This window comes from Aeribacillus sp. FSL K6-8210 (assembly GCF_037963925.1).
GTDB classification, from domain to species: domain Bacteria; phylum Bacillota; class Bacilli; order Bacillales; family Aeribacillaceae; genus Aeribacillus; species Aeribacillus composti.
Genome location: NZ_CP150172.1, coordinates 3,423,352 through 3,437,123, shown reverse-complemented (window position 1 = coordinate 3,437,123; position 13,772 = coordinate 3,423,352). Strand labels below are relative to the sequence as shown.

The 13,772-nt window shown below is 37.2% G+C and carries 13 protein-coding genes and 1 pseudogene; 3 read left to right on the top strand and 11 right to left on the bottom strand.

Translation table 11 applies throughout. The features are described 5' to 3' along the window. Positions 1 to 130 precede the first annotated feature (130 nt). From NSQ41_RS16745 to NSQ41_RS16715, 7 genes are all read right to left on the bottom strand, one after another. A complete protein-coding gene (locus NSQ41_RS16745; RefSeq protein WP_339210405.1) occupies positions 131 to 919 on the bottom strand; it encodes an HAD-IIA family hydrolase in 789 nt (262 codons plus the stop codon). A gap of 15 nt (positions 920 to 934) precedes the next feature. Continuing rightward, complete coding sequence (locus tag NSQ41_RS16740) at positions 935 to 1,735, bottom strand: sugar phosphate isomerase/epimerase family protein (RefSeq protein ID WP_063386793.1); 801 nt, start codon at positions 1,733 to 1,735, stop codon at positions 935 to 937. Positions 1,736 to 1,746: 11 nt separating this feature from the next. Then, the gene (locus NSQ41_RS16735; RefSeq protein ID WP_063386792.1) at positions 1,747 to 2,892 is read right to left on the bottom strand and encodes an ABC transporter ATP-binding protein; all 1,146 of its coding nucleotides are present in this window, start codon (positions 2,890 to 2,892) and stop codon (positions 1,747 to 1,749) included. Between the two features lie 14 nt (positions 2,893 to 2,906). Further along, a complete protein-coding gene (locus tag NSQ41_RS16730) occupies positions 2,907 to 3,731 on the bottom strand; it encodes a carbohydrate ABC transporter permease (protein WP_003252244.1) in 825 nt (274 codons plus the stop codon). Next, positions 3,721 to 4,620: a sugar ABC transporter permease gene (locus tag NSQ41_RS16725; RefSeq protein ID WP_327848576.1), complete on the bottom strand. Its 900-nt coding sequence runs from the start codon at positions 4,618 to 4,620 to the stop codon at positions 3,721 to 3,723. Before NSQ41_RS16725 ends, NSQ41_RS16730 begins: the two co-directional genes overlap by 11 nt. Before the next feature lie 115 nt (positions 4,621 to 4,735). After that, positions 4,736 to 6,049, bottom strand: coding sequence for an ABC transporter substrate-binding protein (locus NSQ41_RS16720; RefSeq protein WP_066247712.1), 1,314 nt, complete (start codon positions 6,047 to 6,049; stop codon positions 4,736 to 4,738). A 469-nt stretch (positions 6,050 to 6,518) separates the two neighbouring features. Beyond that, on the bottom strand, positions 6,519 to 7,121 hold the full coding sequence (locus tag NSQ41_RS16715) for a glycerol-3-phosphate responsive antiterminator (protein ID WP_339210403.1): 603 nt from the start codon (positions 7,119 to 7,121) through the stop codon (positions 6,519 to 6,521). 561 nt (positions 7,122 to 7,682) lie between these two features. Between NSQ41_RS16715 and NSQ41_RS16710 the strand changes: the two are divergent. Together NSQ41_RS16710 and NSQ41_RS16705 are read left to right on the top strand one after the other, a co-directional pair. Beyond that, positions 7,683 to 8,672, top strand: a pseudogene (locus tag NSQ41_RS16710) (IS110 family transposase); the annotation flags it as partial. A gap of 13 nt (positions 8,673 to 8,685) precedes the next feature. Continuing rightward, entirely contained in the window at positions 8,686 to 8,838 is a 153-nt protein-coding gene (locus tag NSQ41_RS16705) for a hypothetical protein (protein ID WP_339210400.1), read from the top strand. Positions 8,839 to 9,136: 298 nt separating this feature from the next. Here the strand turns inward: NSQ41_RS16705 and NSQ41_RS16700 are convergent, their stop codons facing one another. The 4 genes from NSQ41_RS16700 to NSQ41_RS16685 form a co-directional block, all read right to left on the bottom strand. Beyond that, a complete protein-coding gene (locus tag NSQ41_RS16700; protein ID WP_339197537.1) occupies positions 9,137 to 9,895 on the bottom strand; it encodes an ABC transporter permease in 759 nt (252 codons plus the stop codon). A gap of 188 nt (positions 9,896 to 10,083) precedes the next feature. Continuing rightward, complete coding sequence (locus tag NSQ41_RS16695) at positions 10,084 to 11,064, bottom strand: ABC transporter substrate-binding protein (protein WP_327848579.1); 981 nt, start codon at positions 11,062 to 11,064, stop codon at positions 10,084 to 10,086. A gap of 60 nt (positions 11,065 to 11,124) precedes the next feature. Further along, positions 11,125 to 11,916 carry an ABC transporter ATP-binding protein gene (locus tag NSQ41_RS16690; protein ID WP_327848580.1) on the bottom strand — a complete coding sequence of 264 codons (792 nt, stop codon included), beginning with the start codon at positions 11,914 to 11,916 and terminating at the stop codon, positions 11,125 to 11,127. 638 nt (positions 11,917 to 12,554) lie between these two features. Beyond that, on the bottom strand, positions 12,555 to 13,001 hold the full coding sequence (locus NSQ41_RS16685; protein WP_066247718.1) for a helix-turn-helix domain-containing protein: 447 nt from the start codon (positions 12,999 to 13,001) through the stop codon (positions 12,555 to 12,557). Positions 13,002 to 13,127: 126 nt separating this feature from the next. Here NSQ41_RS16685 and NSQ41_RS16680 point away from each other — a divergent pair, with 126 nt between their 5' ends. Then, a complete protein-coding gene (locus tag NSQ41_RS16680; protein WP_339210398.1) occupies positions 13,128 to 13,661 on the top strand; it encodes a DUF4242 domain-containing protein in 534 nt (177 codons plus the stop codon). The last annotated feature ends 111 nt before the right edge of the window (positions 13,662 to 13,772 follow it).

Below are 13,772 nucleotides of genomic sequence, written 5' to 3'. Positions count from 1 at the left end.
TGTCGTCAAAAAATTTAACGGCTGATTGTGTGTATAAAAAACAGGTGGAGCGTGACAGCTTCGAGGATGAATCACGTCCACCTGGGTTTGAACCTTTTACCTAAAAATCAGTATGTATGAAAGCATCGATTTATTTCATGAAAAACAAATACTGTAAATTTTGTGCAATATAATTCGGGTAAATTTTGTTTTTTTCAATATCCTCTTTTCTGGAGGCTCCGGTTAATACAAGGCATGTGCGGCAATTATTTGTTTTTCCAAGCAAAATATCGGTTTCTAAGCGATCGCCAATGATTAAGCACCTGTTGCTGTTTATGTTTAATTTTTCAAGAATCTTTTTGCCGCAAAAAGAGGAAGGCTTCCCGATCACCTGATCGATCGGCCGTCCTGATGCAGCTTCTATTGCTTTCGCTATTGCCAGTGTATCTGAAATATACCCTTCAGGAACTGGACAAAGCGAATCCGGATTGACTGCAATTAATTTGGCTCCATTACGAACCGCGTTCATTGCCAAATTGAGTTTTTCGTAAGTAAAGCTGCGATCAAGCCCGACAAGTACGTGGGTCGCGTCCATAGGATTGTCGGTCATTTTTAGGGAAAATTTATGGAATTCTTCCGAAATCGCTTTTTCGCCTACAATATAGACTAGAGAGTCCGGAGATTTCTCTAAAAAATATACAGCTGACAAATAAGAAGCTGTCATGATTTCGTCCAGTTTCGCTTGAATTCCTAAATGATGAAGCCGCTCTCTGCATTCTTCTCTTGTTTGTGTCGATGTATTTGTGATAAAAAGAATTTTTTTGTTATGGCGCCTTAATCGGTCGATCGTTTCTTTTACACCGGGCAAAAGTTTATTGCCAATATATATAGTTCCATCTAAATCAAAACAATATGCATCAAAATCGTCAATGTGTAACAATACAATACTCCACCTTTATTCTGTTGAAAGTTCTTTTAGAAGAATTTCTTTGCCTTCGCGTAACTTTTCTAACGGTGTTCCGGGGGCATATTCTAGGATGAGCTGACAATCGATTGATTGTTCATGAATCGTTTTAAAGATTTCTTGCCATGGGACGGTTCCTTCACCGATTGGCAAGTGATCGTCTCCTGTTCCGTTATTATCATGAACATGGAGGGCAATCAGTCGATCCTTTGTCTGTTTCATTATTTGCGGAATATCCCAACCGTTTAAATTTGCGTGGCCAATATCAAGTAAATATCCTGCCGTGTCATGAATATTTTCTAAAAAGCTTATAAACTCATCTTGCGTAAAAATCGAACTGCCGTTGTATCCGACGTTTTCGATTGCCAGCTTGACGTTCAAAGGTTTAGCAAATTCACATAATTGATGGATATAATCTTCAGCTCGCTGCTTTGCTAAACGTTTGTCAAAAACCGGAGAAAAACAGAACCCAGGATGGATCACAACATGCGAAGCCTGAATCATGCCGGCAAACTCAATCGCTTTTTTGTATTCAAAAAATGAAGCTTCCCGAATCGCTTTATTTTCACTTGTTAAGTTAATATCCCATGCTGGCGGATGAATGGTGTAGCCGATGGGCAATTCTTTTAGTTTGGAAGACAATTTTTTGAATGATTTTTCCATGTCATCCCATTTTTCGCCATCCATTAATAGTTCAACTTTATCAGCTCCATATTCAATTAAGTCATGGACATTTTTTAAAGGATCTTTTGATACAAGCGGCAAATCAGAATAACAGATTTTTCTTTTCATAAACAACCACCTCATGAAAGATATGTTTCCACATTGATTTTGTGATTCATCGGACTGCTTTCATTCAGATCCAGCTCTTGCGGATAGCCTATTGATTGTGTGGATTCTTGATCAAAAATATGAATACGATCCATTTTTGGTTTTAAATAGACCATTTCCCCCGGATGCCAATTCTTTTTTTCACTCATCGCAATCACTTCATGACCTTCTAAATTTATATAAATACTGTAGCTGCTTCCTTGGTTTTCCACGTATTTCACTGTGCCTTTTAATGTGTTTTCTTGGGGAGTTTTATAAATTTCTAGATGTTCAGGACGAATTCCAAAAACAAACGTTTTGGCATTGCATTCATTTATTTGTCGGATCCACATCGGATGCAATAAAAATGATTGTTTCCCGATCATAACCTTGCCATCATAATAATCCATATCGACAATATTCGTTGGAGGCGAGCCGATAAATTTTGCCGTAAAGATGTTTGCAGGGCGGTTATATACATTTTCCGGCGTATCTACCATTTGCAATTGCCCTTGATTCATTAACGCAATACGATCCCCTATAGTCATTGCTTCAATTTGATCATGTGTAACATAAACGATTGTTTGCTTATACATTTCATGGATTTTCACTAGTTCCTTGCGCGCAGATACTCTTAGCTGCGCATCTAAATTTGATAATGGTTCATCAAGCAGAAAGAAATCAGATTTTTTTACAACGGCTCTTGCTAAAGCGACACGCTGCCTTTGCCCGCCGGATAAATCTTTCGGCAATCTGTTTTCATATCCTTTCAACTGGAGCATTTCTAACACAGCATTTAATCTTTTTTGAATTTCGTCTTTATGAACCTTCTGAACTTTTAAACCGTACGTAATATTTTCAACGACATTCATATGAGGATATAATGCATAATTTTGAAATACCATCGCTACATTTCTTTTTCCGCTTGGAATGTCATTCGCCTTTACGCCATTCAAATATAAGTCGCCCGAAGTAATTTCTTCAAGGCCTGCAATCATGCGTAAAGTTGTCGATTTGCCGCATCCGGACGGACCTAGAAGAACTAAACGTTCTCCAGGATGAATGGTAAGATTGAGCCCTTTTACAACATGTGTTTTTCCATAGGATTTCCAAACGTTTTCAAATCTTATTTCCTTCATTGTGCCATCCTCCGTTATTTAATTCCAGAAGAAGTAAATGTTCCTATAATATACTTCTGGAAAATTAAATATAAAGTTAAAGGTATTATCATTGTGATGACTGATACGGCCATGGCGACAGTAAAATTCGTGCCGCCTTCTGAGCTGATGTACATCTGTAAAGCAAGAGGCAATGTATAATTTTCCTTGCTTTTTAAAATGAGCACCGGCCATACGTATTCGTTCCAGGTAGTAATGAAAAACCAGATACCTGTTGATGTGACAGCCGGCCTAACTAATGGGAGAACGATATCTTTCATAATCCGGGCGTGTCCAATATGATCTAATTTGGCTGCTTCAATTAACGAGATGGGGATTGTTTTCATCGACTGCCTCATTAAAAAGATACCAAGCGCATTGGCAAGCTGCGGCAAAATAACACCCCAAACGCTGTTGACTAAACCGATACCCGATATGATCAAATAGTTTGGAATCATTGTTACGGTAAAAGGGATAAAAATTGTACTAATTAACATAAAATATAAAATGTTTTTCCCTTTAAACTGCAAAAATACGAAAGCATACGCTGCTAAAAATGATGTAATCAGTTTGAAAATTGTCGCAACAGAGGCAATAATGAACGTATTCATCGTAATTTTGAAAGCGGGTAAACTATTAAAGAATGTGATATAGTTTTCGAATGTCGGATTTAACGGAACTATGTTCAAAACATTGTTGTAGGCATCTTCCAACGTTTTAAACGATGAACCTAATGCAAAAACGATAGGATATAAAAGAATAATGATTGTAATGATAAAAATAATGTGCCAAGGTATCGCAACAGATCGTTTAATTTTCATAATAGATACCTCTTTCAACAAACTTAAATTCAAGAACTAATAATATGAAAAAGATTAACATCGTCATAATTGATAAAGCTGCAGAATGTCCTGTTCTGTAAAGTACGAAGGCTTCGTGATAGGCGTGATAGATCGCATTGGAGCTGGCGTAATTTGGACCGCCTTGTGTTATCACTTTTATAGGCGTGAATACATACTGCAGTCCTTGGACGATTGTAATAATAAACACATAAATGCCAGTAGCGCTGCTCATAGGCAAGACGATATGAAAGAATATTTTCCATAAAGGAACATTATCCAAACGGGCTGCTTCTATTATTTCGCGTGAAATACCGTTGATAGAAGCATAAAGGACGATAAAGTTATAGCCAAATACTTTCCAAGATGTAATCAAACTTAAAACCAATATGACCCAACCGTCTAATTTACTCCAAATCGGCATTTCAATGCCGAACCATCCTAAAATAATGGCAACAGGTCCGGAAACTGGATTTAAAATCCACGTAAACAATATCGAACCGACGACCAATGAGATGAATGCCGGCAGAAACAAGGCGCTTTTATAAAAACCATTAAATCGTTTTAAAATTAAATCTAAAACGAAAGCAAAAAGATACGGTATGATACAGTTTATAACTAATAAGAAAGCAATATATATAAATGTATTTCCCAATATTTTATATGTATTTCGATCTGATAAAACATCAATGTAGTTTTTCAATCCGACAAATTCTTTTGTCGGAGTAATCATGTTCCAGTCAAAAAAGCTTAAATAAATCGTGTATAAAAATGGCCAGAACATGAATATCGAAAATATAATTAACGTTGGAATCAATAAGCAATACGCTTTCCAACTCTCTTTATTTTTAAAAACCGTCCCATCACTCATATTTTTATTACCCTCCGCACTGATACCGAAAATAAAAGTTAAAAGGAGGGTGACTAAAGGAAGTTTTTTTGAAAAATTGTTATAAATGTTAGTCACCCTTTGTAGACATTTCCTTTTACTTTAACAATTCGTTGATGGATTTTTCCGTTGATTTTAAACCTTCTTCTACTGACACTTTTCCTGTAAGAATTTCGTCGCGTACATCTATTAATAATTGCTCTGCTTGTAAACCGGCGTCTCCAGGGAATGATGCCCAAGGAACAATCTTGTCCATTTGTTCTATGGCAGGCTTCATCATTTCATTTTCTTCTAAAAATGATTTAAGTCCATTTTCTGCTTCTGCAACATCTTTACGTGGAGGCACATAACCTGTTCCTTCTGTCCATTTAGCCATTGATTCAACGCTATAAAGAAATTTCATGAATTCCCATGCTGCTTTTTGCTGATCTTCATCTTTTGCTGTAATAGCCAGCATTGCGCCACCTGCCGGCAGTCTTACTTCTTTTCCTTCCCATGCTGGCGATTTGATTGCCGCTACGTCAAATTTGGCATTCGCTTGGATATGCGAACGTTGGGCAATCGTTGTATAGACCATGGCGACATTGCCATCGATAAAGCTTTGTACACCTTGATCCCAAGGCAAATGCAAGGCTGTTTTATCTTTTAACACCATATCAGCCCATAGTTGATACGCTTCAATTCCTTCTTTTGAAGCAAATGTTGCTTTTCCGTCCGTAATCATTTTGGCTCCGTTGCTTTCTAATAAAGCTTGTGTAGCCCAGTTATCTGCCGGCTCCTGCAAATAAAACCCATATTTTCCTGTTTTCTCTTTTATTATTTTGGAAAATTCTCTTACCTCTTCCCACGTTTTTGGCCCATTTTCATCTAAACCAGCTTTTCGTAAAAGGTCTCGATTAATATAGAGGACTGGATTGCTTAACGAATATGGAATCCCGACTTGTTCACCATCCGAATTTTTCGCTAAATCCAAAACATTTTTTAAGAAATGATCTTTTAAAAATGTTTTATCTTCTGGAAAATATTTATCTATTATTTCTTGCGGCGGCACATAATGAAAATTATTTGAGAAGTAGTCTAAAAATGCCCATCCTACTTGTACAACTGCTGGTGAATTGCCCGCAGCTACTTCAGCCTGTAAATTTTGCATCAACCCTTTATACATGTCCGGGTTGTATTTGGCTACGACTTCTACAGTATCACTTTGTGCATTAAATTCCTTCACTAACTCTTCTACTGTTTTTCCGCCTTGAGTTTCAGCATTTACGTGCCAGTATTCGATAACAGTTTTTTTGTTGCCGTCCTCTGATTTAGAAGGAGAGTCATTGGCTGCCTGCTTGCTCGTGTTGTTACAAGCTGCTAACATAAATACTAATGTAAATGCGCAAATCAATTTTACAAATGATTTCATTATATTCCTCCTCACCAAATTGTTTGAGCGTAATTAATGAAAGGGATCTTCAAACTGTCGTGACATTTCGCCTATTTAGAAAATTCTTTACATGAATCAGTTAACAAATCGTGTTGCCTTTGACTGGCTATCACCGTCCGTGTTCGAGCAAGCGGCTTCTACAAGCTGTCTTCAATTACAGATAAAGCTATTTTTCATCGTTATGCCAATGACAGGTTGGCAGATCGTTTGCCATTAATATTTTAGGTGTAAATGCTTTTCATCTCCCGGCCTGACAAAACTATTAAATGATGTCGAAATCACCTCCAATTGCTTGCATAACAAAAAAGAGACTCCAAATATAATGTATATATCTATTTCATATACATTAAATTTGAGGTCTCTCTATTTGCACCAGTAATTATTCACTTGTTACTTTTAATATAGATGATAATTGTTAATCTAGTATAAATCATATGTAAATTCTCTTTTAAAATTTATTTAAATCCATTTCCCACAATTTTGAGTTGGACGTCGTTACAGCGAGTGCGCCATTATTTATCGCTTCCTTCGCATGTTCAGGCAAAGTCAACAGCCCTCCTGTTATAACGGGAACTTGCGAAACCTTTGTGAATTTCTTTAAAAAATCCGGCGCACGGCAAGGCATAATTTCTATTATATCTGAGCGGATTTGGTCCGCATCCTTCACTAAATTATGATAAACTTCCGTGTCAATTAAAAAGATTCGCTGAATAACAAATAAACCGCTTGATTTTGCCTTTTTTATAATGCCGTTCCTCGTTGTAACGATCGCCGTTGGCTGGACATTCTTTTTTACAAAGTCAATTCCATCGCCATCCATTTCCAGACCGCCTATTTTTTCAACATGCAATATGACGGGGAGCCCTTCAGACTGGATGAAATCAACATATCTTTTTACCGTTAAAATGGTTCCTGTCATTAGTAAGACAGCACTTAAATGTTCTTTATTCTTGATCGCTTTCTCAATATATTTCGGTTCTTTAATAGCTGCTACCATTTTATGTTCTTTTAATCTTTCCAACAAAATTGTTCCTGCATTGCTTTTTGCCATAGCTAAATTTCCTTTCTTTTAAAATTCCGAATCTGCTCTCAAGATTTAACAAAGTATTTTGTTATAAAAGCAATTCGATTGGCAAACGTTTGTTATACTTTGGATTGCGCGAAACATCTTGTTGGGCAGAATATGCTTGCTCTTTGGATGGAGGCAGAGGATCAAAAGCTTTTAAAAGAAATATAAAAAACAAATATTAAGCAAATATTGTGCCCAAGCTAATTCATTGTAAATTTTGCTTTACAAAAGATTTACATCTAGCATGATTTTGCCCGAAAGATTATTTTTAATAGCCGAATTATTTTTGCCGTTTTCTAAAATCGCTGGAGAGACTAGTTCCAAATAAGAAAGATGTGTATAAAAACATCCATGAGTAATTTTACTCCCCACTCATGCATGAAAATCCATCATTCCTTCCCATAATGGATATGAACGCAAACAGTTTTGAAAGACGTTCTCTTTAATGGTGGTTCGACCCTGTAATAAAAACTGTTTGAGTCCATTTGGTGTTCCACCCATTGTCAGCCCTTTTCGTGTGAAAAGGTGACTACGAACAGAAAAATGCCTAACGTGCAAATGGACTCCCTGTTTGCGAATTTATCGATGGAAGGAGTAAGAATCATGGATGTTCTTTATCATCGTTGTGCAGGATTAGATGTCCATGCCGAAACAATTGTCGTTTGTGCTCTTCTTGGAGAGGAAGAACACGTTCAAAAGGAAGTTGAAACATTTCCTACTTTCACGAAAGACTTGTTTCGTCTTCTGAAATGGTTAGAAGATCGTGGTGTCACTCATATTGCGATGGAGAGTACGGGCGTTTACTGGAAACCTGTGTTCAATATTTTGGAAGATTACTTTGACATTACACTTGCCAACGCTCAGCGAATCAAAAATGTACCGGGGAGAAAAACCGATGTTTCCGATGCAGAATGGATCGCCAAATTGTTGCGTTACGGATTGATCGAGAAGAGTTTCGTACCTCCTGAGAACATTCGAGAATTACGGGATTTAACTCGCTTGCGCAAAAAATGGATCGGGCAGTTAACCGCGGAGAAAAACCGCATTCAAAAAGTGTTGGAATGTTCCAATATCAAGTTAAGTTCCGTGATTTCGGATGTATTTGGTGTATCTGGGCGAAAGCTACTGGAACGTTTAATGAAACAGGGATACATCGAAGAAACCGAAGTCGATGCTTGCATTCACAGGAGTATGAAGAGGAAAAAACAACAAATTCAGGATTCTCTCTTTGGTACATTGACCAACCATCAACTGTTCATGATTCGCCAATCGTGGAAGCACATCGAATCGTTGGAAAGTTTACTTCGAGACATCGAAGAACGAATCGACCAACTCTTACAAGTATACAAACAAGAGATGGAGCTTCTTGTGACCATACCGGGGGTCAAGAAGGAAACCGCTGCCGTGATTATCGCTGAAATCGGAGTCGATATGGGACAATTTCCAACGTCTCAACACCTCGCTTCATGGGCGGGAGTCGCGCCGGGAAATCATGAAAGTGGGAAATCCGCATATCAAGTCGGCGTTATGTGAGGCGGCTTGGGCTTTGTCTCGATGTAGGAATCAACGTTTGGCAGCGAAATATTGGTCATTGGCGGCACGCAGGGGAAAGAAAAAAGCACTCGTTGCGATCGCGCACCGAATGCTTACCATCATTTACTGCATCATTTCTCGAAAAGAACCGTTTCGAGAGCAGTAAATAAATTAGTATAACCAAAAAGGTTCAGAAATATACGAGATACCTAAAAATAAGGTAGCTCTGCTTTCCTATTGCCTTTTTTTGGTCGTTAATAGGGTATCCAATTTGATTGTGGGGTATACCGCTTCAGCCATGGTTAATTGATTTTCACAGAAAAAAAGAGGATGTATGCTCTAATCATGAACATACTATCCTCTGAAAAATTAATATAGGTAATTAGATGATTAGTTGGAAAAGCACTTTCAACTTGTAGGGCTGAGATATCCCTTGAAACAGGAAAGTTTGCCGTGCACAGCGATTATGCTCTTCCCCAAATACGATTAATCCAGTTTTCAATAAGTCCGACCGCTTTATCGAGAAGCAGCCCGGATACGCCGATAAATAGTATGGCAGCCATGACTAAATCTAGCCTCATGGAATTTCTGGCGTCGACAACTAAATAACCAAGTCCTGACTGCGTTCCAACCATCTCTCCTGCTACAAGAAAAATCCAAGCTGTACCTACAGCTATATGAAGCCCGTTCGCAATATAAGGGAATGTGGCAGGAAAAATGATTTTGCGCAATAGCTCGAATTTTTTAATCTCGAAATTTTGTGCCACTTTCAAATAAGTTTTATCAACGTTCTTTACAGCAGATACTGTCGATAGCAAAACAGGAAAGAAGGCAGCAATAAAAATAATTACGATTGCCGGCATATTGCCAATCCCAAACCAAAGTACAATAAACGGCGACCATGCGATTGGCGAAACAGGCCGCAATACCTGGATAATTGGGTCAATCACTCCCCATAATAGTGGTATTCTGCCAAAAATAAGTCCTAAAATGATCGCTAATACAACGGCAGAAAGATATCCAGCCAAAAATCGCATGATACTCACTTGAAAATGTTCGAACAGTGTGCCATCTATAATCAAAGAAAGTATTCCATCCCATACTTGGATGGGTGAAGGGAAAAGTGCTGAATCATATTTTCCAATGAAAATAATTAATTGCCACAAGGTAATCAAGATAGCAAAACCAATGATGACATTTATGAAATTCTTATATTTAATCATCCTATCACTTCTCTTTTTTCTCAAATTAATTGGTGAATTTATGCATCATCAACCATGCGGAACTGTCATTTTAGTATACTTCCATCATTAGGGCTTCTGTTGTTCAACATGCCTAGTGCCTGCTTAACCATAGAACATCTTTAAATTCGCGTCCATCTTTCGGTTTGCTCGAGAAATAGGAATTCCCCTTATGGAAGCTTTGCATTGTCTATTAGCGAATTATCTACAAATTCTTCATAAGATGGCGGATTTTTTTGTAAGCCCATCTCAATCAAGTTTTTCGTTAATTCTTTATAGTCTTTTTCATGAATGATTAAATCGTCATAGGCAATCCATTTAAAAGATAAATCCATTACTTCTTTGTCCGCTTTCATATATTTGGAGGACATTTCAATTGTTTGCTCATCCTTGTGCTCTGCTACCTCACCAGCTTTTAAGTAATAATTAACAAAATCCTGAGCAATCTCTTTTTCCTTTTCGATAAATTCACCGCGCAGTACTAGTGCACAGTCAATGGAATTCTGCCAAATTTCATTATCTTGAAATAGTACCTTGCCCTTTCCGATCGATACGGAAGCTGCACCAAAAGGTTCTGCCACGACATATCCAGCAATTCTGCCCTCAGATAAAGCTGCCGGCATTTCTGCTGGAGGCATCTCGACAGCTTTTACATCATCGTACTTTAATCCGTTTTGTTTTAACATTTGATAAAGCAAAATATTGTGAGTGGAGAATTTGTGTGGAATAGCAAAATTTTTCCCCTTTAAGTCTTTAACACTATTAATATCATTTGCTACGACAAGTACGTTCCCATCTCGATGTCCTAATGCGACAGCTTTTAAATCAATGCCTTGCTCTTTTGCCTTCATAGCCAAAGTAACTAGCATGGAAGCTCCGTCAATATTGCCTGTGTTTAAGGCGTCTACAAGCTCAGGCCACGAACCAAATTTCACGAGTTCCAGATTGAATTTTTCATATTTTTCTAATTCCTTCTCGATAAACAGAGGTACTGCATGAGTAATCGGCAAATACCCGATCTTGATTGTTCTTTTTCCATCTTTGCCGCTTTCGGAAGTATTATCGCTTCCGTTTGCCCCACAAGCAGCCATTGTCAATAACAATACTGATATAACTAATAGAATCAGTCCAGATTGAATAATCCTTTTCATCTAATTTCCCCTTTTCCTATTTTTATTTTTTTATATACAATGTGAGCTTGCTTTGAAAAATTAGATATAATACTCCGTTGTTACATTAGGATGGTTAAAGTGGAATTCTTCAAAAATGATTTTTCGATAATACTGAAAATCAGAATGGCTTCGGTCTCGAGGCTTCGAGAGAGCGATCTTGATCTCCCTGTGAATATGACCGGGATTTGGATGCATAATGAGAATCCGGTCTGATAAATAGATTGCTTCATCAATATCGTGGGTAACTAAAATAATGGTTGTTTTTTCCTTTTGCTGGATGCGAAGCAGTTCATCCTGCAAATAATAACGATTAAACGTGTCCAATGCTGCAAACGGTTCATCCATTAAAATTAATTCTGGCTTCAGTGCAAGTGCTCTGGCAATTCCTGCTCTTTGCTGCATTCCTCCAGAAAGTTCATGAGGAAACAAATCTTCTTTCCCTTTTAGACCAACCAATGCCAAGTAATGTAACGCTCTTTCCTTTCGTTCTGCAGGATGAAGCTTGAGACCTTCCAGCCCCAATTCTACATTTTTAAGCACTGTTCGCCATGGGAGCAGTCCATAGTCTTGAAACAGCATTATGCATTTGCGATTCGGCTGATTCACCACATTCCCATCAAGCAAAACTTGACCGCTATCCGCCTTTTCAAAGCCGCCGATAATATTTAAAAAAGTGCTTTTCCCGCAGCCGCTTTCTCCTAATATGGAGATGATTTCACCTTGCTTTATTTCTAGTGAAATATTGTCTAGAACGTGTATTTCTTTATTTTTATTTGTGAAGCTCTTGCTCAAATTTTCAACTTTAATAATTGTAGACTGCTGAGAATCCATTCATTACACCGCCTCTTAGTCGTCGGATTTTCATTAATCTTCGGTTAATTCATTAACAAAATAATTCTTATAAGAATAGTGAGTTTTAATATTTGTAGATCATTTTATTATACTTTGTTAGTTTTTTCAACTATATATAGAAAATATTTTTTAGTGTCAATGATTTTAATTTTTGAGAATGAATCGTGTTATTTTGATTGTGAGCGGTTTGCACCGATGTATCTGGACGTTTTGTAGAAGAAGTGATGGGAGTTCAATGAGGATAAGCTTAGTCATTGCGTTTTTATAGATTTTTATTATGATGGACGTTTGCGGATGGCATTTTTGAAGCCGGAGGCAGGAAAACATTTTAAGCTGTAAGCGGGATTTTTAAAGTGATGCTTTAAGAATAGGTAGGTGATTCAAGCATACTGGATTTTACGGAAGGTGTTGAAAAAGGAGAACAAGGGAATGATGATAACCTGGAATAGGGGATTTATAATATGGACTTCGTATTCGTTAGACAAAGGGAAATGAATTTATGTAAAAATTGGTATCTAAGAGGCTAGACGCGTGGAAAAACTCCTCCTGAAAAGGCAATTGCCGGAGCTTCCAGCACGCCTATCCTTAAACTAGTCTTAGAGGACCTGACAGCATTTTTATTTAATATTTTGAAGCTCACTTTCAATAGAAATAACTTCAACATTTTGGACAAGTTCGCCTGTTTTTTTGGAATAATAGGCAATGTCCACCTCATCACCTGTAGCCGGGTCAATCAGTTTTTTATAACATTTTTTTAAATGTTTGCTTCCCCAAATAATAAGTGCATTGAAAACATGCTCTAAATCTTTTCCGCTTTGTGTTAATACATAGCGGTATCGAGGTGGATGCTGTGAATAAAGCTCTGATTGAACGAGGCCTTCTTCTTCTAAATATCTGAGACGTTCCGAAAGCAAATTAGAAGAAATTCCCGGTAAAGCTTTTTTAATTTCATTAAAAAGTGCATTTCCGTTTAAAATTTCATGAATAATTAACAGTGTCCAACGATCTCCAATGATATTAAGTGATTGCGCGATGTTGCAAGGGATATCATATCTTATTTTCATAAACTAATCTCCTCCATTTGTTACAATCCATTTTAACATAAAATAATTTAAAAGTGATTAAGTTGATTTTTTGAACTAAGTATATTAAAATGACTTTATGATAATAAAAAAGTGGGGGATAAAAATATGGCGCTATACTTAATTGAATCATCCTTACATGGTATTGTATCAGCAAAAGAGGAATTAGATCAAAAAGTTTCAGAGCTTCAAGGAAAATTAAACGAAAATCAGGCATCATTAATTGAACTTCAAGTATCAAAGGATTTCTCACGCGCATTCTTTATTGTTGAAGCAGAAAATCAAAAAGCTGCCACTGAAACGTTAAAAGACATTCAGATACCTATTCATCTAGTAAAACAAGTTCGTCTTGTTGGAAAAGAACTCGAAGATGTAAAGAAAAATAATGAAGTTGTCAATTATTTGGTTGAATGGAATTTACCAGAAGATTTGACAATGGAACAATATTTGGAGAGAAAGAAGAAAAACTCTGTACATTATCAAGAAGTTCCTGAAGTAACATTTTCGAGAACTTATGTTTGTGAAGATATGACAAAATGCCTTTGCTTCTACGATGCACCAGATGAAGAGGCTGTTAAGCGTGCCCGCAACGCAGTAAAAACACCAATTGACTCCATTACGGAAATATTGGCAGATAAATAATCAATTTTAATCACCTTTTTTAAAGAGGCGGGGCTGTCCGATAAGTCCCTAAAATGAAGCAAGTGGAGAAAAACAATGCGTTTCTTTCCACTTGCTTTTATATTTTTTCGA